We start from the raw sequence: 19,469 nt of genomic DNA, 5'->3' as shown, positions 1-19,469 counted from the left end.
GTGTCATGCCCGCGCCGCCGCGTGCGGAACGGGTCGGTATGCCGGAGTGGCGCGCCCATAGCGCGGCCACCCGGTCGGATCGGGGATCAAGTGGGACAGGCATCGAGACTGCGATTCACTCGTCGGACGGGACACGGACACAGCCGGCCCGGACGTCGGCGGTCGGGTGGCCATCCGAGCGTTATCGTCCTCGCCGGTCGACGCGTTGGCAACTCGGTGCGGCCCGCCGAACTACCGAATGGAACCGTTGCTACGGCGCCTGCCAGCGGGAATCCCGCCGGATCGGATGGGACGGGGGGACCTCCACCAGAACGATCGGCACCCCGTCTGGATCGCGTATCCACATCTCGTGCAGACCCCACGGCTCCTCGACGGGGGCGCGATCGATCGCGATGCCCTTCAGCGCCAGTTCCACGGCGGCGGCGGAGACGTCGCGCACCTGGAGCCAGATCGCGCCCTCGAACGACGACGATTTTCCGGACCCGCCGTGCGCGGCCACCTCGATCAGCGACTGTCCCGCGAAGAAGACCGTGCCGCCCGGATACTCCCGCGCGATGGCCAGTCCCAGCCCGTCCCGGTAGAACGCGAGCGTGGCCTGGTAGTCGGCGGGCCGCAGGATGATCCGGCTGCTGAGGATGTCCATGTCAGAAGTACCAGGGGTAGGGGGTCCAGTCCGGCTTGCGTTTCTGCAGGAACGCGTCGCGGCCCTCGACGGCTTCGTCGGTCATGTAGGCCATCCTGGTCGCCTCGCCCGCGAAAAGTTGCTGGCCCACGAGTCCGTCGTCGAGCAAATTGAACGCGTACTTCAGCATGCGCTGCGCCTGCGGGGACTTGCCGTTGATGTCGGCGGTCCACTCCAGCGCGACGTCCTCCAGCTCCGCGTGGTCGACGACCTTGTTCACCGCGCCCATCTGGTGCATCTCCTCGGCGGTGTAGGGGCGGCCCAGGAAGAAGATCTCCCGGGCGAACTTCTGGCCGACCATCTTGGCCAGGTACGCGCTGCCGTAGCCGCCGTCGAAGCTGCCCACGTCGGCGTCGGTCTGCTTGAACCGGGCGTGCTCGCGGCTGGCCAAGGTCAGATCGCAGACCACGTGCAGGCTGTGACCTCCGCCCGCGGCCCAGCCGTTCACCAGCGCGATCACCACCTTCGGCATGAAACGGATCAACCGCTGCACCTCCAGGATGTGCAGGCGGCCCGCGCGGGCCCGATCGACCGTGTCGGCCGTCTCGCCGCTGGCGTACTGGTATCCGCTGCGACCGCGGATGCGCTGGTCACCCCCGGAGCAGAAGGCCCAACCGCCGTCCTTGGGGCTGGGGCCGTTACCGGTGAGCAGCACCGCGCCGACGTCCGGAGTCATCCGCGCGTGGTCGAGTGCCCGGTAGAGTTCGTCGACCGTGTGCGGGCGGAACGCGTTGCGCACCTCCGGCCGGTCGAACGCGACACGCACGGTGCCCTGCTCGATGTGCCGGTGATAGGTGATGTCGGTCAGGTTCTCGAATCCCGGAACGGGGCGCCACAGCTTCGGATTGAACGTCACCGGGCAATGCTAGGTCTCGCTTCGCTCGAAAGTCGTGGTCGGGCCCGGGAGCGGCGACGACCGGGACTTGCGTTCCAACCACCGCGGAGGCGAGCGGTGCGGTCGAATCGCCGGGAACCCGGGAATTCCGCGCAGGGTTGGCGAGACTTTGATTTGACGGTGTAAAACTACGCGTTACCGTGCAAGTATGAGCGAGCGAGTGAAACCGGTTATAGACCGGAGCGCGGTGGACGGATCCCGGTACGAGAAGCACGGCGGGTTTCCGAAGGTCACACCCGCGAAGGTCGGGCCGAACTTCGGCGGGTTCATCGAAGCCATGCGGACGTTGCAGGATCTCGCGGTGAGCGCGAACGCACCGGACGATGTCTTCGGGGCCGCGCAGGCCAAAGCCCGCGAGCTGATCGACTTGCTCGAGCCCTACCGCGCCCCCGAGTTGCATGGACCGGCGGGCCGCGCGGTCGAATTGCCCGGGCGGGGAAGCCTTCTGCTGTTGCCGTGGCGGGTGGTCGAGGCGGGGCCGGACGGCATCGAGATGACGGGTGTGTTCCGCCGCTTCCATCTCGGCGGCAACGGCGCCGCGCACGGCGGTGTGCTGCCGCTGCTGTTCGACGATCTGCTCGGCATGATCGTGCATTACGCCGGACGGCCGATCAGCCGCACCGCGTATCTTCACGTCAACTACCGCAAGATCACTCCGCTCGAGACGGAACTGACGGTTCGCGGACGGGTCGATCGGATCGAAGGACGAAAAACTTTTATCACCGCCGAATTGCTCGATGAGCAGGGCGATCTCCTCGCAGACTGCGAAGGTCTGATGGTCGAGTTGCTACCGTGGCAGCCGTAGCCGGGTGAATGCTGGCGCGGGCACGTATAGTTGCCCTCGCTCGTTCATCGATACCGATCCGGAGGAACCTGAAAGTGGTTGCAGCACTGTCTGAATCCCTGCTCGACGACGCGAAGCGCCCGGCTTTCCTTGCCGATGCCGTCGAGGTTCTCGACGCCGAGGTGTCGGACAAGGGTGGTGCGTCCGGCCTGGCTGTGAAGGGTGGCTACGCGGCGGTCAAGAAGATCAGCCCGTCCATCGTGCCCGATGCGCTGGAGTCGTTGGCGCCCAAGCTGGTCGCGCAGCTGGAGCCGTTCTGGCAGGAGTACACGGCGTCGGGCTCCGGCAAGTTCGCCGATCTGCTCGTCGCCAAGTCCGATGAGGTCGCCGAGGCATTGCTCGCCGTCACCGACGCCCGGGCCGAGTCCTCCAGCCGCCCTGCCCTGCAGAAGGTCTACTCCTCGATGCGTTCCTCGGCGAAGAAGAACGTCATCGAGGCGCTGCCGCGGGTCGGCGACCTGATCCAGAAGCACGCCGGGTAATCAGCTCTGTCGTTTTTCCAGCGCCTGCGGCGCTGGGTGTTCGCGGCCCCCTTATGGCTCGCGTCCGAGCGACCACCGCTGGCGACTTCGTCGCGGACGCGGCGGCCACTCGGACGCGAGCCGGGCCGCGAACGGCGCATGCTCGGTCTCGCTTCGCTCGAAACCGGTAGTTGAGCCGGTGCTGTCGCGTGCCGAGGCGGGATACGGTCTGAGCCCTGCCTCAGGTGTCGTGTTCGTAAAGATTCAGCGTCTGCGGTTGCGGATGAGGCCAGATCTGCGGCTTCCTCGTGTGTCTTCCGGGGTGCTGTCCGGGTGTTTGCGCTGGCGGCTTTGTCGGCATGGTGGCCGTTGACCTGGTGGTGGCCGCCGTCATATGTCGGCCGCACTGCTGTTACTCGCGGCCGATCGCTATGACGATTTCGCTCGGAGCTTGCCGCCATTGGAAGTCAACCCGGCCGCGAATGGGCCCGTGTGCGACGACACAGTGTGATTGCGAACCTCCCGGCGCGGACTTCTGGTCGACTGTCTGCCAGTCTGGAGGCGTGAACCCGTCTACAGCACAAGCGCAGGTCGTCGTCGACGAACTCGTGCGCGGGGGCGTGCGGGATGTCGTCCTGTGCCCCGGCTCCCGGAACGCTCCGCTGGCATTCGCCCTGCAAGCCGCCGATTCGGCCGGGCGACTGCGCCTGCACATGCGGATCGACGAGCGAACGGCGGGCTTCCTCGCCGTCGGGCTCGCGATCGCGAGCCGGCTCCCGGTCCCGGTCGTGATGACCTCGGGTACCGCGGTGGCCAACCTCGGGCCTGCCGTGCTGGAGGCGAACTACGCTCGGGTCCCGTTGGTGGTGCTCAGCGCGAACCGGCCCTACGAGCTGCTCGGCTCCGGCGCCAATCAGACCGTCGAACAGTTCGGCCTGTTCGGCAGCCAGGTTCGCGCTACCATCTCGCTCGGTCTCGCGGAGGAGGAGCCGGGCGACGCCGAGCACCCGCCCTACGGCCGGCAGAACAGCCAGTGGCGCTCGGCGGTCTGCCGGGTGCTCGCGGCGGCGCGCGGTACCCGCTCCGGCAACGCGGGCCCGGTGCACTTCGATGTACCGCTGCGCGAGCCCTTGGTCCCCGACTTGAAACCGGGTGAAACGGCTCCGGCGGGCCGCGCGGGGGAGTGCGCCTGGACCGACACCCAATACGCCACCTTGGACGTGCCGCTCGATCTCGACCTCACGCCCGACACGGTCGTGATCTCCGGACACGGCGCAGGCTTGCGGCCGGAGCTGGCGCATCTGCCCACCGTCGCCGAGCCGACCGCCCCCATGCACGGTCCCGCGCTGCATCCCCTCGTGCTGCCGCTGTTGCGGCCGACGCAGGCGATCATCACCGGCCGCCCGACCCTGCACCGGCAGGTATCGAAGGTGCTCGCCGACCCGGACGTCCGGGTCTACGCGCTGACCACCGGTCCGCGTTGGCCCGACGTGTCCGGCAACGTGGTCGGCACCGGTACCCGCGCCGTCACCGTGGGCGCACCCAGCGCACAATGGCTCGAGCGCTGCCGCGAACTGAACGCGAGAGCCGACCAAGTGGTGCGTGGCGCACTCGCGCGGCACCCCAAGCCGACCGGGCTGCACGTCGCCGCGGTCGTGATGGACTCGCTGCGCGACGGTGACCAACTCCTGCTCGGCGCCTCGAACCCGGTGCGGGACGCGGCGCTGGTGTCGCATCCGCGTCCGGGGATCAGGGTGCTGTCGAATCGCGGCGTAGCGGGTATCGATGGCACGGTGTCCACCGCGGTCGGCGCCGCTCTGCACCACGACGGGCGCACCATCGCCCTGATCGGTGACCTGACCTTCCTGCACGACGCGTCCGGCCTGCTGATCGGGCCGGGCGAGCCGCGGCCCGCCGATCTGACCATCGTCGTCGCCAACGACGACGGCGGCGGCATCTTCGAACTGCTCGAGCAGGGCGATCCGCAATACGCGGGCGTGTTCGAGCGAGTCTTCGGCACCCCGCACGGCATGGATCTCGCCGCCTTGTGCGCCGCCTATCGCATCCCGCACCGGCAGGTGGATCCGCAGCAGCTGGCGGTCGAGCTGACCGGGAACGCCCATGGCATGCGGGTGCTCGAGGTGGCCACCGAGCGGTCCAGCTTGCGGGAACTACACGCGACGGTGCGGGCCAAGATCCAGCCCTGACCGGGCGGTCAGTAGCCGGATTCGTCCTCGGGTTCGTCATCGATCGGAACCGGGATGGACTGTTCGATGACGTCCGCCGGGTTCGCCTCGAAGGTGTCGCGTTCCAGAGTCGCCCGTACGACGGCTTCGTCTTCCTCGGGCTCGTCGTCGAGCACTGGCTCCTCCGGATACGCCGGAATGGACTGCTCGGCGAGATCGGCCTCCGGGATCGCGTCGGCAAGGGGATCTGACATCGTGCGCTCCTCTCCGCGTAGGCCTCTCGATCGGCATACCCGTCGTGGCACGCCGCAATCGAGGCGGACGATCAACTCGGACTGCATCGAGGATGCCCGCGGTCCGGGCGTACGGCAAGCACCCGGCGCTCAGTGTTGTCGCGCTTCGCCCACCCGCGCCGCCGTCGCGTCCGCGGGGTGTTCGACCAGCGCGAGCATGCGCCCGGCCATGAACCGCGCGGTCCGCACGGCCGTCCCCGATCGCGTCACTTCGCTGACTTCGACCACGCCTCGCGCGATCCTGACCTCGACCCGCCTACCCGCTCGGGTAGCCGCGATCTCGTAACTGCGGGACCCGTCGCCGACGTCGACGACGATCTCCACCCGATCACCCTTCATCTTTCAATTGTCCGCTTTTCCAGGGCTTTTCGCCGCTACGGGTTGATTGCGGAACGCCTCGCCGCTCAATTTCGGCGTCTCGTTCCGTCTCTATTTCCGGAGACGTCCACACCCCGAGGAGGCCCGATGAATCCCGAGTTCGATTTCGAGCCCGCGGCCGCCACTCTGGCGACCGTCGTCGGCGGCATCGCCGACGACCAGCTCACGGCGCCGACACCGTGCGCCGACACCACGGTCCGCGATCTGCTCGCCCACGTAGTCGATCTGACCGAGGCATTCCGTCAGTCGGCGACCAAGGAGGCCGTCGGCGGTTCCGTCGCGCCCGGCGCCCCTGCCGAGCGCGCCTTGGCGGAGGACTGGCGTGAGCGCATTCCGGCGCAGCTCGATGCCTTGGTGGCGGCGTGGCGGGAGCCGGCGGCCTGGGACGGCGACACGGAGGCGGGTGGGGTGAACGAGCCCGCCCCGGTGATGGCGAGGATCGCGCTGGACGAGGTGGTCGTGCACGGTTGGGATCTCGCGAAGGCCACCGGTCAGCCGTTTTCGTGTGCCGCCGAAGATCTGGCGACCTTGCTGGACATGCTGAGCGGCACACCCGCCGAAGGGGTGCCCGGTCTGTTCGGGCCGGTGGTGCCGGTCGTGGCCGATGCCACCGCCTTGGAACGAGTCCTCGCTTTCACCGGTCGCCGCGCCGACTGGGCCGCGGGTGACCGGGGAGCGGTGCTCGGCTAGTCGGCGGCGGACACGAACGTGCCCGCCCGTACGGCATCGACGGCGGCGCGGGCCGCGCGGTCCGCCACGATGTCATCGATCGGATCGCCGCTGGCGAGCAGCCGGTAGTACAGCGGTGCCGAGACCGCGGACAGCACCGCGCGTGCGTCGGTGCGCTCGGGCGCTTCGCCGCGTGCGATGGCGGCCGCCACGCAGGCCGACCATTCGGTGAGACGCACGTCGTAGAAGCGGCGCAGGGCGGCCGCGGTGGACTCGTCGCAGGTGGCGGCCGCGATCACGGCGCGGAAGAGCCTGCCTTGGCGGGGATCGGACAGGGTTTTCGCGACCAGGCGGGCATTGGCAATGAGATCGCCGAGGAGCGAGCCGGTGTCGGCGTGCGGCAGCGACTGCTCGGCCATGTCGACCAGCAGGTCCGCGATCAGGCCGGTGGGTGTGCGCCAGCGGCGGTAGACGGTGGTCTTGCCGACCTCGGCGCGCGTGGCGACCTCGGCGAGGTCCAAGTGGGCGAAGCCGCGTTCGGCCAGCAGGTCGCCCGCGGCTCGCAGTACGGCCGCGCGGACCCGGGCGGTCCGTCCGCCGGGCCGGACAGAGCCGGGGGTCGCGTCATCCATGGGCATAACGGTACTCCAGTTTCATTTACGCGCGAAGGGGTGTACCGTCCGAAGTGTTAATGGAACTACAGACCCTTTAGGGGGGTGGTCCAGTGAACGTGCGGACGGGTGAGACGCAAATGGAGTACCGGCGGCTCGGCGCGTCGGGCCTGCACGTCCCGGTGTTGAGTTTCGGTGCGGGCACCTTCGGCGGGCGCGGCGAACTGTTCGGTGCGTGGGGCGATACCGATGCCGAACAGGCGCGACGGCTGGTCGACATCAGTTTGGACGCAGGCGTGAGCATGTTCGACACCGCCGACGTCTACTCCGATGGCGCCTCCGAAGAAGTGCTCGGCGCCGCCGTGAAGGGCAGACGCGATCGGGTGCTGCTGTCCACCAAGGCGACGCTGCCGACCGGACCGGGTCCGCGGGACGCCGGTTCCGGCCGGGCCAGGTTGATCGGTGCGGTGGAGGGATCGCTGCGCAGGCTGGGCACCGACTACATCGATCTGTTCCAGCTGCACGCCTTCGACGCGGGCACGCCGGTCGAGGAAGTCGTCGCCGCGCTGGACGATCTGGTGCGGGCGGGCAAGATCCGCTATGTCGGCGCGTCCAACTTCGCGGGTTGGCAGCTGATGAAATCCCTTGCCGCGGCGGATCGCAACGGGCTGACCAGGTACGTCGCGCACCAGGTCTACTACTCACTGGTCGGGCGGGACTACGAATGGGAGCTGATGCCGCTGGGCCGCGACCAGGGCGTCGGCGCCGTGGTCTGGAGCCCGCTCGGCTGGGGCAGGCTCACCGGCAAGATCCGCCGCGGACAACCGCTTCCGGAAGGCAGCCGCCTGCACCGCACCGCCGCGGCGGGCCCTCCGGTAGACGACGCGAAGCTCTACGACGTGGTCGACGTCCTCGACGAGCTGGCCGCCGAAACCGGCAAGACGGTCCCGCAGATCGCCCTCAACTGGCTGCTGCGCCGCCCCACCGTCGCGACGGTCATCGTCGGCGCCCGCAACGAGGAGCAACTGCGCCAGAACCTCGGCGCGATCGGCTGGGCACTCGACGCCGACCAGATCGCCCGCCTGGACAAAGCCAGCGCCACCACCCCGCCCTACCCTTACTACCCGTACTACCGGCTCCCGGACTTCACCCGGCTGAACCCGCCCGCGGTGTGAGCGTGTCGAACGATCAGTTCGCTCGGGTCGGCGTCGCGGTGCAGCCGAACTTGCCGATCGTGATCACGGCCGGACCGCCGAGGCGGTCCAGGTCGTACATCGCCTCACCGAGGTGGTGGACATCAGCACCATCCACCAGTCCCACGAAGTTGTGGCGCTGCCTTGTGAACCGTCCTGCGGGATACGCCGGTAGTACGCGAGCAGCGTGTCGGGCGAGAACCGCATGGCGATCGGCGGAGTCAGCGCCGCCTCGTTGCGTTCGACGATATGTGGGACGCCATGTGGGGCGCTGTGGCCTGGCGATACGGTCGGTCAGTACACGTCGCGGACGTAACGCTTTTCGGCGACGAGTTGCTTCTTGAATGCCAGTGCGCCGTCCTCGTCGAGTTTGCCGTGGATGCGGGCGATTCGTAGGAGCTCGTCGTCGACGTCCTTGGCCATACGGCTGGCGTCGCCGCAGACGTAGAAGTGGGCGCCGTCGCGCAGCCAGGACCACAGCTCGGCGCCGTGCTCGATCATGCGGTGCTGCACGTAGATCCGTTCCCGCTGGTCTCGGGAGAAGGCCAGGTCGAGCCGGGTCAGGAAGCCGGAACGGAACATGTCCTCCAGCTCGGTGCGGTAGTAGAAATTGTGCGCCGCGTGCTGATCGCCGAAGAACAGCCAGTTGCGCCCGGTGCAGCCGAGGGCCCTGCGCTCCTGAAGGAATCCGCGGAAGGGGGCGATGCCGGTGCCGGGGCCCACCATGATCATCGGCGCGGTCGGGTCGGCCGGAGGACGGAAATGCGGTGCGCGCTGCAGGAAGATCGGCACCGCCGTGTCGGTGAGGTCGGCGCGATCGGCGAGGAAGGTCGAGCAAACGCCGCCGCGCCGCGCCGCCGAGCCGGTGGCCGCCGGGTCGCCGTAGCGCACGATGCCAACGGTCAGCTCCACTTCGTCCGGGCTGACCCGCGGACTCGACGAGATCGAATACTGGCGCGGCTGCAGCTTTTTCAGAGTGCCGAGCCACTCCACCAGATCGGCCCGCACGGGGAAATCGCGCAGCACGTCGACGGCCTGCCGATCCCACAGGTAGTTCGCCAGCTCGTTGCGATTGTCTCGGCGCAGCAGTTTGGCGAGTTTGCCGCTGGGGTTGCGCTCGGCGAGGAAGCCGAGCAGATCCGGACCGACCTTGGTGATGTCGAAGTGCGTGCGCAGCGCATCGGCCAAAGGAACTTCGCGTTCGTCGACTTCTACCACGCGGCGACCGTCCAGCCCGGTGGCGGTCAGCCATTCGCTGACCAGAGCGGTGCTGTTCAGCGGCCAGACGCCCAGCGAATCGCCCACTTCGTACGCGACGTCCAAGCCGCGTAGATCGAACGCGAAGCGGCGCACCTCTTTCGGTGCTCCCGCGGCGGAGAGCAACTCGTTGCGCACCAGTGCGGCACGCAGCGGCGCGGCGCGGGTGAACGGTGCGGCGCGGGTGCGGCCGAGTGCCGGGGCGATGCTCGGCGACTCCACTGTGGCCACCCCGCCGCAACGGGGCGTGGGTCGGCTCGGCGTGGCCGCACCGGTCAGCGGCGAATCGGCAGGGTCCTCGGCCGGGCCGTCGCCCAAGGCGGCGAGCACGTCATCGAGCCAGCGCTGTGCCGCGTCTTGGTAGTCGGGTTCACTGTCGACGCGCGGGAGCAATCGGGTCGCGCCCAGTTCGGCGAATTTCTGGTCGAGTTTGCGACCGTAACCGCAGAAGTCGTTATAGGAGGAGTCGCCGAGCGCGAACACGGCGTAACGCACCCCGGTCAGCCGCACGACGCTGGCGGCCAGCCGATCCCAGAAATCGGCTCCGTTGTCCGGCGGACCTCCGTCGCCGAACGTGCTGCTGACCACCAGCACGTCGCCCTGGAGCGCACCCGGGTCGCAGGAGTCCAGGTTCGATAGGCGCGGTGTGAATTCGTGCTCGGCGAGATGTGCCGCGACGGCGGCGGCGAACTCTTCGGCGTTGCCGGTCTGCGAGGCCCACAGCACGGTGACCGTGCGAGCGGCGGCGCCCGTGTCCGTCGTGGTCGCCGCACTACGCGAATACATCCCGGCCAGCAGCCCGTCGACCCACAGCCTGGTGTGCGCGGACATCGGCGCCGTCTCCGGAAGCACGGGCTGGCCGGTCACCGGAAGCGCTTGCAGCGCCGCCAGATAGCCGCTGAGGTAGATCCGCTCGGTCTCACTGAGCGTGGGGGCGGTGCCGCTGCCGAGGCCGAGCGTGGCGGCCAGCGGGTGCGCCGCCTGAGCCGCGGGCAGCGCGGCGGGAGCCTGCGGCTGCGGCACGGAAGCCACCCGGCGTAGCGCCACCGCGCAGGCCTTGAACTCCGGTTGCAGCGAGGCCGGATCGACCGCGTCGTTGGTGACCGCGTTGATGGTCAGGTATTCGCCCTGCTCGTCGTTCCAATGGAACGGCACGAAGCAGTCGCCTTGCCGCACTCGGTCGCTGACCTGCACCGGAAGCACCGCACGGCCACGGCGGGAGGCGATCTCGAGCTGGTCGCCCGTGCGCAGACCGAGCCGCTCGGCGTCGGCCGGATGCACCTCGACGACCGGTGTGCCGTTCAGCTTGGTCAGTTTGTCGATCTTGCCGGTCTTGGTCATCGTGTGCCACTGATGCTGCAGGCGGCCGGTGTTCAGCAGGAACGGGTAGTCGTCGTCGGGCATCTCCTCCGGCAGCAGGTGCGGCCGTGGCCAGAACACCGCACGGCGGCTCGGCGTGGCGAAGGCCAGCCGGGGCCGGTGGCCGTTCTCGTCGACGAACAGCGTCTGGCTGACGCCGTCGTTGACGTAACGGATCGGGTTGCGCCTGCGGTCCGGCTCCGGGCACGGCCACTGCATCGGCCCTTCGCGCAGCGCCGCATAGCTCACGCCGCGCAGGTCGTAGCCGGTAGCGGGATTCGCGAACCGCTTGATCTCGTCGAATATCTCGGCGCTGGAGGCGAAGTCGAAGCCGGGGAATCCCATGGCGGTGGCGACGTCGGCGATGATCCGCCAGTCCGGCCGCGCGTCGCCGATGGGCGGGACCGACTGCTGCAGGAGGGTCACGTTGCGTTCGGAATTCACCATCACCGCGTCGGCCTCCGCCCACAGCGTGGCGGGGAGCAGCAGGTCGGCGTAGGCGTTGGTCGCGGTCTCGGTGTAGGCGTCCTGGGCGATCACCAGTTCGGCCGCCTCCAACCCCGCGATCACGGTCTTCCGGTTCGACACCGTGGCGACGGGGTTGGTGCAGATGATCCAGGCCGCTTTGATCGTTCCTTCGGCCAGTTCACGGAACATCTCCACCGTGCCGGGCCCGGCTTCGGTGCGCAGGGTGCCGGGCGCCAGTTCCCACGCGGTCTCCACGAACGTGCGGTCCTCGGCGGAGAGCAGGCTGCGCTGGCCGGGCAGGCCGGGGCCCATGTACCCCATCTCGCGCCCGCCCATCGCGTTCGGCTGCCCGGTGAGCGAGAACGGCCCGCTGCCGGGACGGCAGATCGCGCCGGTGGCCAGGTGCAGGTTGCACAGCGCGTTGGTGTTCCAGGTGCCGTGTGTGGACTGGTTGAGTCCCATCGTCCACAGCGACATCCACTCGCCCGCCGCGCCGATCCATTCGGCCGCGGTCCGGATGTCGGCCTCGGCCAGTCCGGTGATCTCGGCCACGCGCTCCGGCGGATAGTCGGCCAGGAACTCCGGCATCGCGTCCCAGCCCTCGGTGTGCTCGGCGATGAACTCCGCGTCGATGTGGCCGCCTGCGACCAGCAGGTGCAGCAAACCGTTGAGCAGCGCGAGATCCGTGCCGGGCGCGATCGGCAAGAACAGGTCGGCGCGCGCGGCGGTCTCGGTGCGGCGCGGGTCGACCACGATGAGCTTCGCCCCCGCCTTCAGGCGATCGGCCATCCGGAGAAAAAGGATGGGGTGGCAGTCGGCCATGTTCGCGCCGATGACGAAGAACAGGTCCGCGTGCTCGAAGTCGTCGTAGGAGCCCGGCGGTCCGTCCGCGCCGAGCGACTGCTTGTACCCGGTGCCCGCGCTGGCCATGCACAGTCGCGAGTTCGCCTCGATGTGCACCGTGCGCAGATAACCCTTGGCGAGTTTGGTCGCGAGGTACTGCGCCTCCAGCGACATCTGCCCGGAGACGTACAGCGCGATCGCGTCCGGACCGTGTTCGTCGAGAATCGCGCGCAAGCGAGTGGCAGCCTCGTGGACGGCCTCGTCGACGGGGAACGGCACCGGAACCTGGCCGCGCTCGAAGCGCCGGTAGGCGGTCTCCATCCGTCCTGGGGTGCGCATCAACTCCGCGTGGGTCGCCCCCTTGGTGCACAGCCTGCCCGCGTTCGCCGGATGCAGTTTGTCACCGCTGACCTTGGCGATCACCGGCTTGCCCGCGCCGTGGGCGGCGGTCGACACCGTTATCCCGCAGCCGACGCCGCAGTACGAGCACGCCGTTCGGGCGGTGCCGTCGCCGCGGCCGGTCACTGGATCGGTCATGTCTCCGATCATGCGGACCGCCGATTGCGCCGGATTTACCTCGCGTTATCGCCAGGTGACATTCCTCCTCACCGCTTCCGGATCGGTCGGTGAGGTGTGATCCAGATCTCCGGCTCAGTCCAGCTTGTAGGCGCGGTGCAGGGCCACTACGCCCCCGGTGAGGTTGCGCCACTTCACCGACGACCACCCGTTCGCCGCGATCCGCATCGCCAGCCTGCGCTGATTGGGCCACTCCGTGATCGATTCGGCCAGGTAGACGTAGGCTTCGGGATTACTGCTCACTACGCGCGCCACCTTGGGCAGCGCTTTCATCAGGTACTCCAGGTACACCGTGCGGAACACCGGCAGCACCGGCGCGGAGAACTCGCACACCACCAGCCTGCCGCCGGGCTTGGTGACCCGCAGCATCTCGCGCAGGGCGAGGTCGGTGTCGGCCACGTTGCGCAGCCCGAAAGAGATGGTGACCGCGTCGAAAGAGTCGTCGGCGAACGGCAGCGCCATCGCGTCGGCCGCCACCATCGGTACGTCGCGGAACCGGCCCGCGCTGAGCATGCCCTTGGAGAAGTCGGCTGCGAGGCACCACGCCCCGGATTTCTGCAGTTCCAGGGTGGATACACCGGTGCCCGCCGCGAGGTCGAGCAGCCGCTCGCCCGGCCGCGCCGCCAGCGCCTTGCGGGTCGCCCAGCGCCAATAGCGATCCTGTCCGGCGGAGATCACCGTGTTGGTCAGGTCGTAGCGCCGGGCGACGCCATCGAACATCGCCGCGACTTCGCGCGGCTGCTTGTCCAACGAGGCCCGGTTCGATTGCGTTTTCGCCACGGGAAGACCCTAACTCGCGGTCTGTTACGAACCGAGCGCGGCGCGTGGATACCTCCGTCATGCTTCGGCCGGGTTCATGCCGTATGCGGCAACCGAATCCGCGCGCCGGTCACTTCGGTGTAGTGGCCCATCAACTCGGTGCAGATGGCGGGCCAGGTCCGCGACAGCACCGACTTCCGCGCCGCCCCGGCGAACCGGGTCCGCAGCTCCGGATCGTGCAGCGCCCCGACAGCACTGGGCAGCAACTCGCTGAAGCGGTCCACCGGAAGCAGATAGCCGTTGCGGCAGTGGGCGATCAGGTCGCGGGGACCGCCCGCGTCGGGACCGATCACCGGGACACCGGAGGCCAGCGCCTCCTGCACGCCCTGGCAGAACGTCTCGTGTTCACCCGCGTGCACCATGACGTCCAGACTGGCGTACGCCCGCGCCAGCTCGCCGCCGCCGAGTTCGCCGGTGAACACCGCGGTCGGCATCAGCCGGGCCAGCCGCTGACGCTCCGGCCCGTCGCCGACGATCACCAGCTGGATGTCCGGGTCGGCGGCCAGCACCGCGAGCCGCTCGACGTGCTTCTCCGGCGCGAGCCGCCCCACGAAGCCCACCAGCAGGCGGTCCCGGCCCGCGAGCCAGGCGTCCCGAAGTTCCGCGGAGCGGGCGCTCGGCGTGAACCGCGCGATGTCGACGCCGCGCCCCCACCGGTGCACGCGCGGGACGCCGTGCCTGGCCAGGTCCTCTGCGGCGGCCCGGGACGGGGCCAGCGTGCGGGTGGCGCCTTCGTGGATACGCCGGGTCCAACCCCAGGCGGCACGGCTCGCCAGCCCGAGCCCGTAACTCTTGGCGAAGCCGGCCACGTCGGTCTGATATACCGCGACAGTGGGCAGGTCCAGCCGCAATGCCGCGCCGAGGCCGCCGGCGCCGAGCAGGAACGGAGAGGCCAGGTGAACCACCTCGGCGTCGAAGTCCTCGATGGCCGAGACGATGCCCGGCTGGGGCAGCCCGACCGGCAGCGAACTGACCTTCGGGACCATGACCGCGGGTACCCGGTGGACCGGGAAGCGCTCGTAGTGGCGCGATGCGGCGGGCTGTCCGCGGGGGGTGTCCGGCGCGATGATCAGCGCTTCGTGCCCGTTCCGGTCCAAGTGTTCGAGCACCCGCAGCACCGAGTTGACGACGCCGTTCATGTTCGGCAGGAACGACTCCGTGACGATCGCTACACGCACGCTCCCAGCGTGACCGCCACACCGCGCCACGCCGCCACGCCGAAGTGAAGCGCACGGAAAGATCCGGCGAACTATCGGAACTCCGGCGGCTTTCCCGGTGACGCGGATCTCAGGCCTGCGGCGCGGGCCTGACCACCGGCGCGGGACCGCGTCTACCCGCGCGGGAAAGCAACCACAGCGCGGGCAGCGCGAGCAGCCACACCACGAGGATCACCGACAACGCGGGCGGAATGGCGACGCGCACGTCGCGGCCCTCCACCCGCACCAGGTCCGGGTCGCTGCGGCGGTACTCCACACGAATCCGCTCGCCCGCGGTCAAGTTGGTCGGATAGAGCACGCCGACCTTCGGATTGTGCGTCTCGCCGTCCGGTGTGACGTACATGACCGCCGAGCGCAGCCGTCCCGCCGAGAGCACCTCGGCCGTGGTGCTGCCCTTGTCCGAGCTGATCAGATAATCGTTGCGCCACGCGGCCAGCACGAGCAGCCCGACGAGCACGCTCACCGCCGCCGCGGCGATCAACACGCCGATCCTGGCCCGTCGCAGGCGGATCGGCCGCCTGGTGAACTGGCTGGTTTCCGACACCGCCACAGGCTACCGATCGGCTCGGCTACGGTGGCGGCCATGTCCCGAAAATTCAGCTTCACCGTGCCGTACACAGTCCCGGTCGAAGATCTCCACCGGGCACTCATCACCGACGACGTCTGGCGCTCCCGCTTCGCCGAGGCGGAGACGGCGACAGTTGACCTGTCGCATCCCGACGGCGCGGGCACCATTCGCATCCATATGACCGAGAAGGCTCCGAAGGACAAGGTGCCCGCGCTGGTCCGCAAGGTGCTCAAGAGCGAACTCACCTTCTCCCGCACCGACAACTGGCAGCCGCTGGTCGGCGAGGTCGCCAAAGGCACTTTCGAGGTCTCCACCGGCGGCATCAACACCGCGATGTCGGGGTCCTACGAGATCCGTTCCACCGCGGAAGGTTCCGAGATCGAGGTCGTCGGCACCGTGCGGGTAAAGGTTCTCGTGGTCGGCGGCGCGATCGAGCCACTCGCCGAGCAGTTGCTCCACCGGGTGCTCAACGGCGAGCGCAAATGCATCGAGGACTGGCTGTCCGCCGAGTCGACCGCCTGAGCGAGCGCGTTGCCCCAGCGTGCCGGGGCAACGCCGTCGCGGCCTAGGCGAAGTCCTGCGGCGAGAACTCCTTCGGCTCCACCAGGACCAGCCAGTTTCCCGAATTGTCCCGGATGATCGCCTCGGTCCCGTAGGGCCGTTCGGCGGGCGGCTGCACGAACTCCACCCCTTTGGCGGTGAGCTCCTCGAAGGTCTTCTGGCAGTTCTCGGTCCGCAGGCCGAGCGAGCCGTGCGTGCCGTTGGCCAGCGCCCGCCGGACGGCGTCGGCGTAGTTCTCGTCCAGCGGCGGGCCGGGAAGCATCAGCGTGATCTCCAGCTCGGGGTGCGCGGGATGCGCGACCGTGACCCAGCGGAAACCGTTGTCGCCCATGGTGACGTCGCTGGTCTCGACGAAGCCGAGCTTGTCGACGTACCACTCTTTCGCGGCGGTTTGGTCGGTCACGTACACCGTGACCAGGGAAACGTTCGTAATCGTCGTCATGCGGTCCACGCTATGGCGGGCGCGGCGCCACCGGCTTCTCCGAAATTGCGCCGTTCGGTCAGCCGGGCGGCTTGCGGTCGGAGAGCCCGTGCATGAACACGAAACAGCCGGGGATGCGCGGAGCGCCGTCGGCGAACTTCGCCTGGTATTCCGACGGCGTGACCCCGACCAGCTGCCGGAACTTGCTGCTGAACGAGCCGAGGCTGCTGTAGCCGACCAGCATGCACACCTCGGTGACCGTCAGATTGGTCGAGCGCAGCAGGTCCTGGGCGCGTTCGATGCGCCGCTCGGCCAGGTACACGGCCGGGTGCGGCCGTAGACCGCGGCGAACGCGCGCAGGAAGTGGTATTTCGACACCCCGGCGGCCGCCGCCAGTTCCTCCAGATGGAGCGGGTCGGCGTAATGGCGGTCCGCGAGGTCCGAGGCCCGGCGCAGATGCGGGAGCAGATACAGCGCGGGCAAGCCGCGCGCTCGTTGTCCGCCCATCGCGCCGCCCTCGTCCCTAAGCGAACGGCGGACGCTCGTCGAAGCGCAGCGATGCCCGGCCCGCCATCCGCCACGCCCGCGCGGTCAGGTCGACGTCCTCGTCGGTCACCAGATTGCCCATCACCCGGACCGCGGTGCGCTGCAAGTACTTCGACCGCATTACCGGCGGACCACCCAGCGGCACCATGCGCGGGTGCGTGGCCAGGCCCGCGATCCGACGGGCGACCGAGAACGTGCGTCCGTAGCGAGCGCGCAGGGTCTGCGGCCAGATCGTGGTGAAGTCGGGCTCGTCCAGCAGGCCGGCCAGCATGTGGCCGCCCTCCAAGCCGTAATCGATGCCTTCGCCGTTCAGCGGGTTCACACACCCCGCCGCGTCGCCGATCAGCACCCAGTTGCGCCCCGCGACGTTCGAGACCGCCCCGCCCATCGGCAGCAGGGCCGAGGCGACCGCGCGCAGCGAGCCCTCGAATTGCCATTCCTCGGTCCGCAGCGCGGTGTAGTGCGCCAAAAGCGGCTTCAACGCGATGTGCGAAGGGCGACGTTCCGTGGCCAGCGACCCCACACCGATGTTCACCTCGCCATTGCCGAGCGGGAACACCCAGCCGTAACCGGGAACCAGTTCGCCGGAGGCGTCGCGCAACTCCAGATGCGAGGTGATCCACTGGTCGTCGCTGCGGCCGGACTTGATGTAGGCCCGCGCGGCGGTGCCGTAGGCGTACTGCCGATGCCAGACGCGGCCGAGCAGCCGCCCGATCGGCGAACGCACCCCGTCGGCGACCACCAGCGTCCGGCAGGCGATGGTGCGCGTTCCGCCCGCCGTACGCACCGTCACACCCGTGACCCGGTCACCCTCCCGGGTGACATCCATTACTTTCGTCCCGTCCACCATGCGCGCGCCCGACTTCACCGCCGTCTCGCGCAACTTGTCGTCGAGTTCGGTTCGCGGAACCGCGCTTCCGTACGTGGGGAAGGAACCGCCCGGCCAGTTCAGCAGCGCTTCGCGACCGAAGCCGGTCATCCGGAGGCCGTGGTTGACGACGTGCGCGCGCACCCAATCGCCGAGCCCCAGCTGCTCCAATTCGGCGGTCGCACGCGGGGTGAGCCCGTCACCGCAGGTCTTGTCCCTGGGAAAAACGGCGGAATCGACGAGCACTACGTCCCGTCCGGCCCGCGCCGCCCAGGCCGCCGACGCCGATCCGGCCGGGCCCGCGCCGACGACCAGCACCTCGGCCCGGCTGGGCAACGCGTCCTCGTCGGGCGCGGGACTCGCTTCCGGTGAACCCATGCGGTCCATACTCGCAGGGCCGTCTCGCCGATGTCGACGGCGGTCGCGCTCGCGTCGTGGACGGTCACCAGCGAGGCGGTGCGACAGTGGACGATCCGCCACAGAGTGACGGTGTTCATGGGCCATCCGACGGGGACACGCTAGGTTCTCTACCGTGGGGTCGGACGCATCGCTGGGAGAAGGAATGAGCACATCGGCCATGAGCGAGCGCAGCGAGCGAATCATGGACACGGCGCACGGCGGGCACAGCGAAGCCGGGAGCGACGCGGGCACGGTCGTGGCCGGGGTCGATCTCGGTGACGTCGGGCTGGCCGACACCGTGCGCAATGGCTTGGCGGACGTGGAGAAACTCCTCGTCGACGAGCTGTCCGACGGCGCCGAATTCCTCCAGGAGGCGGCGCTGCACCTGGCCAAGGCCGGCGGCAAGCGATTCCGTCCGCTCTTCACCATCCTCACCGGACAGCTCGGCCCGCGCCCCGCCGATCCCGCTCTGGTCACCGCGGGCACCGTCGTCGAACTCGTGCACCTGGCGACGCTGTACCACGACGACGTGATGGATGAGGCCCCGATGCGCCGCGGCGCGCCGAGCGTCAACTCGCGGTGGGGGAACAACATCGCCATCCTCGCGGGCGACTACTTGTTCGCGCACGCGTCCCGGCTCACCTCCACCCTCGGTCCCGACGCGGTGCGCATCATCGCCGAGACCTTCGCCGAACTCGTCACCGGTCAGATGCGCGAGACCATGGGCGCCCGCGAATCCCAGGACCCCGTGGAGCACTATCTGCGCGTGGTCTGGGAGAAGACCGGTTCGCTCATCGCCGCCGCAGGCCGCTTCGGCGGCACCTTCTCGGGTGCGGATGCCGAGCACGTCGAGCGACTGGCCCGCCTCGGCGACGCGGTCGGCACCGCCTTCCAGATCTCCGACGACATCATCGATATCTCCTCCGCCTCCGAGCAGTCCGGCAAGACCCCTGGCACCGACCTGCGCGAAGGTGTACACACGCTGCCGGTGCTGTACGCGCTGCGCGAGGAGGGCGTCGACGGCGACCGGCTGCGCGCGCTGCTCGCGCGTCCGCTGGAGACCGACGACGAGGTGAAAGAGGCGCTCGACCTGCTCGCCGACTCCCGCGGCATGGCGCTGGCCAAGGAGAAGCTCCAGGGCTACGCCGACCTCGCCTACGCCGAGCTGTCCGCCCTGCCCGGCGGCCCCGCCAACGACGCGCTGGAGCGGCTGGTCCGCTACACCATCGAACGCGTGGGCTGAGCTGTATTCGATTTCCAGGTCTTCGCGACCCCACATCCTTTTCCACTTAGTACACGCTTAGGGGCCTTAGCCGGCGATCTGGGCTGTTTCCCTCTCGACTACGAAGCTTATC

19 protein-coding genes and 1 pseudogene are annotated in these 19,469 nt (G+C 69.0%); 7 read left to right on the top strand and 13 right to left on the bottom strand.

Annotated features, from left to right (window positions below; all coding sequences use genetic code 11):
• Positions 1-250: 250 nt before the first annotated feature.
• Together ACWEO7_RS02945 and ACWEO7_RS02940 are read right to left on the bottom strand one after the other, a co-directional pair.
• Entirely contained in the window at positions 251-643 is a 393-nt protein-coding gene (locus ACWEO7_RS02945; RefSeq protein ID WP_452420293.1) for a VOC family protein, read from the bottom strand.
• A 1-nt stretch (position 644) separates the two neighbouring features.
• Positions 645-1,538, bottom strand: a complete 894-nt coding sequence (locus ACWEO7_RS02940) for a 1,4-dihydroxy-2-naphthoyl-CoA synthase (protein WP_452420291.1) — start codon at positions 1,536-1,538, stop codon at positions 645-647.
• A 187-nt stretch (positions 1,539-1,725) separates the two neighbouring features.
• Here ACWEO7_RS02940 and ACWEO7_RS02935 point away from each other — a divergent pair, with 187 nt between their 5' ends.
• The 3 genes from ACWEO7_RS02935 to menD all read left to right on the top strand — a co-directional run bounded on the left by ACWEO7_RS02935 (position 1,726) and on the right by menD (position 5,089).
• Positions 1,726-2,382 (top strand): PaaI family thioesterase, encoded by a 657-nt coding sequence (locus tag ACWEO7_RS02935; protein WP_355072005.1) that lies wholly within the window; start codon positions 1,726-1,728, stop codon positions 2,380-2,382.
• Between the two features lie 74 nt (positions 2,383-2,456).
• On the top strand, positions 2,457-2,903 hold the full coding sequence (locus ACWEO7_RS02930; protein ID WP_355072006.1) for a DUF6918 family protein: 447 nt from the start codon (positions 2,457-2,459) through the stop codon (positions 2,901-2,903).
• A gap of 542 nt (positions 2,904-3,445) precedes the next feature.
• Positions 3,446-5,089: a 2-succinyl-5-enolpyruvyl-6-hydroxy-3-cyclohexene-1-carboxylic-acid synthase gene (gene menD, locus ACWEO7_RS02925; protein WP_452420289.1), complete on the top strand. Its 1,644-nt coding sequence runs from the start codon at positions 3,446-3,448 to the stop codon at positions 5,087-5,089.
• Positions 5,090-5,097: 8 nt separating this feature from the next.
• On the opposite strand, the gene ACWEO7_RS02920 is transcribed toward menD, so the two are convergent.
• A complete protein-coding gene (locus ACWEO7_RS02920; RefSeq protein ID WP_450023293.1) occupies positions 5,098-5,322 on the bottom strand; it encodes a hypothetical protein in 225 nt (74 codons plus the stop codon).
• Positions 5,323-5,451: 129 nt separating this feature from the next.
• A complete protein-coding gene (locus ACWEO7_RS02915; RefSeq protein ID WP_356962536.1) occupies positions 5,452-5,700 on the bottom strand; it encodes a hypothetical protein in 249 nt (82 codons plus the stop codon).
• A 126-nt stretch (positions 5,701-5,826) separates the two neighbouring features.
• Here ACWEO7_RS02915 and ACWEO7_RS02910 point away from each other — a divergent pair, with 126 nt between their 5' ends.
• The gene (locus ACWEO7_RS02910) at positions 5,827-6,429 is read left to right on the top strand and encodes a TIGR03086 family metal-binding protein (protein WP_452420287.1); all 603 of its coding nucleotides are present in this window, start codon (positions 5,827-5,829) and stop codon (positions 6,427-6,429) included.
• Here ACWEO7_RS02910 and ACWEO7_RS02905 read toward each other — a convergent pair.
• Entirely contained in the window at positions 6,426-7,046 is a 621-nt protein-coding gene (locus ACWEO7_RS02905) for a TetR/AcrR family transcriptional regulator C-terminal ligand-binding domain-containing protein (protein WP_452420285.1), read from the bottom strand. The genes ACWEO7_RS02910 and ACWEO7_RS02905 overlap by 4 nt on opposite strands.
• 113 nt (positions 7,047-7,159) lie before the next feature.
• Here ACWEO7_RS02905 and ACWEO7_RS02900 point away from each other — a divergent pair, with 113 nt between their 5' ends.
• Positions 7,160-8,194 carry an aldo/keto reductase gene (locus ACWEO7_RS02900; protein ID WP_452420631.1) on the top strand — a complete coding sequence of 345 codons (1,035 nt, stop codon included), beginning with the start codon at positions 7,160-7,162 and terminating at the stop codon, positions 8,192-8,194.
• 13 nt (positions 8,195-8,207) lie between these two features.
• Here ACWEO7_RS02900 and ACWEO7_RS02895 read toward each other — a convergent pair whose 3' ends face one another.
• From ACWEO7_RS02895 to ACWEO7_RS02875, 5 genes are all read right to left on the bottom strand, one after another.
• Positions 8,208-8,330, bottom strand: a complete 123-nt coding sequence (locus tag ACWEO7_RS02895) for a hypothetical protein (protein ID WP_452420283.1) — start codon at positions 8,328-8,330, stop codon at positions 8,208-8,210.
• A 176-nt stretch (positions 8,331-8,506) separates the two neighbouring features.
• Positions 8,507-12,688, bottom strand: coding sequence for a molybdopterin-dependent oxidoreductase (locus ACWEO7_RS02890; RefSeq protein WP_452420281.1), 4,182 nt, complete (start codon positions 12,686-12,688; stop codon positions 8,507-8,509).
• Positions 12,689-12,790: 102 nt separating this feature from the next.
• Complete coding sequence (locus ACWEO7_RS02885) at positions 12,791-13,495, bottom strand: demethylmenaquinone methyltransferase (protein WP_450023303.1); 705 nt, start codon at positions 13,493-13,495, stop codon at positions 12,791-12,793.
• Positions 13,496-13,569: 74 nt separating this feature from the next.
• Positions 13,570-14,712 carry a glycosyltransferase family 4 protein gene (locus ACWEO7_RS02880; RefSeq protein WP_452420279.1) on the bottom strand — a complete coding sequence of 381 codons (1,143 nt, stop codon included), beginning with the start codon at positions 14,710-14,712 and terminating at the stop codon, positions 13,570-13,572.
• A gap of 109 nt (positions 14,713-14,821) precedes the next feature.
• Positions 14,822-15,295, bottom strand: a complete 474-nt coding sequence (locus ACWEO7_RS02875) for a DUF3592 domain-containing protein (protein ID WP_452420277.1) — start codon at positions 15,293-15,295, stop codon at positions 14,822-14,824.
• 39 nt (positions 15,296-15,334) lie between these two features.
• Between ACWEO7_RS02875 and ACWEO7_RS02870 the strand changes: the two genes are divergently transcribed.
• Entirely contained in the window at positions 15,335-15,841 is a 507-nt protein-coding gene (locus ACWEO7_RS02870; protein ID WP_450023309.1) for a DUF2505 domain-containing protein, read from the top strand.
• A gap of 43 nt (positions 15,842-15,884) precedes the next feature.
• Here the strand turns inward: ACWEO7_RS02870 and ACWEO7_RS02865 are convergent, their stop codons facing one another.
• From ACWEO7_RS02865 to ACWEO7_RS02855, 3 genes and pseudogenes are all read right to left on the bottom strand, one after another.
• Positions 15,885-16,322, bottom strand: a complete 438-nt coding sequence (locus tag ACWEO7_RS02865; protein WP_067810448.1) for a VOC family protein — start codon at positions 16,320-16,322, stop codon at positions 15,885-15,887.
• A gap of 58 nt (positions 16,323-16,380) precedes the next feature.
• Positions 16,381-16,808 (bottom strand): annotated as a pseudogene (locus ACWEO7_RS02860) (helix-turn-helix domain-containing protein).
• A 16-nt stretch (positions 16,809-16,824) separates the two neighbouring features.
• Entirely contained in the window at positions 16,825-18,093 is a 1,269-nt protein-coding gene (locus ACWEO7_RS02855) for a geranylgeranyl reductase family protein (protein WP_452420275.1), read from the bottom strand.
• Positions 18,094-18,316: 223 nt separating this feature from the next.
• Between ACWEO7_RS02855 and ACWEO7_RS02850 the strand changes: the two genes are divergently transcribed.
• Positions 18,317-19,357 carry a polyprenyl synthetase family protein gene (locus ACWEO7_RS02850; RefSeq protein WP_450023344.1) on the top strand — a complete coding sequence of 347 codons (1,041 nt, stop codon included), beginning with the start codon at positions 18,317-18,319 and terminating at the stop codon, positions 19,355-19,357.
• Positions 19,358-19,469: the final 112 nt, after the last annotated feature.

The organism is Nocardia sp. NPDC004260 (assembly GCF_053603155.1).
Note: the sequence above shows the minus strand (reverse complement) of the source record. Positions and strands in the feature narration are given on the sequence as shown.

What these genes read in the sequence shown, in the direction of transcription:
- ACWEO7_RS02855 (WP_452420275.1), bottom strand. Translation starts at nt 18,093, where the DNA reads ATGGGTTCACCGGAAGCGAGTCCCGCGCCCGACGAGGACGCGTTGCCC.
- ACWEO7_RS02870 (WP_450023309.1), top strand. Translation starts at nt 15,335, where the DNA reads ATGTCCCGAAAATTCAGCTTCACCGTGCCGTACACAGTCCCGGTCGAA.
- ACWEO7_RS02900 (WP_452420631.1), top strand. Translation starts at nt 7,160, where the DNA reads ATGGAGTACCGGCGGCTCGGCGCGTCGGGCCTGCACGTCCCGGTGTTG.
- ACWEO7_RS02945 (WP_452420293.1), bottom strand. Translation starts at nt 643, where the DNA reads ATGGACATCCTCAGCAGCCGGATCATCCTGCGGCCCGCCGACTACCAG.
- ACWEO7_RS02850 (WP_450023344.1), top strand. Translation starts at nt 18,317, where the DNA reads ATGGACACGGCGCACGGCGGGCACAGCGAAGCCGGGAGCGACGCGGGC.
- ACWEO7_RS02910 (WP_452420287.1), top strand. Translation starts at nt 5,827, where the DNA reads ATGAATCCCGAGTTCGATTTCGAGCCCGCGGCCGCCACTCTGGCGACC.
- ACWEO7_RS02915 (WP_356962536.1), bottom strand. Translation starts at nt 5,700, where the DNA reads ATGAAGGGTGATCGGGTGGAGATCGTCGTCGACGTCGGCGACGGGTCC.
- ACWEO7_RS02920 (WP_450023293.1), bottom strand. Translation starts at nt 5,322, where the DNA reads ATGTCAGATCCCCTTGCCGACGCGATCCCGGAGGCCGATCTCGCCGAG.
- ACWEO7_RS02865 (WP_067810448.1), bottom strand. Translation starts at nt 16,322, where the DNA reads ATGACGACGATTACGAACGTTTCCCTGGTCACGGTGTACGTGACCGAC.
- ACWEO7_RS02935 (WP_355072005.1), top strand. Translation starts at nt 1,726, where the DNA reads ATGAGCGAGCGAGTGAAACCGGTTATAGACCGGAGCGCGGTGGACGGA.
- ACWEO7_RS02890 (WP_452420281.1), bottom strand. Translation starts at nt 12,688, where the DNA reads ATGATCGGAGACATGACCGATCCAGTGACCGGCCGCGGCGACGGCACC.
- ACWEO7_RS02905 (WP_452420285.1), bottom strand. Translation starts at nt 7,046, where the DNA reads ATGCCCATGGATGACGCGACCCCCGGCTCTGTCCGGCCCGGCGGACGG.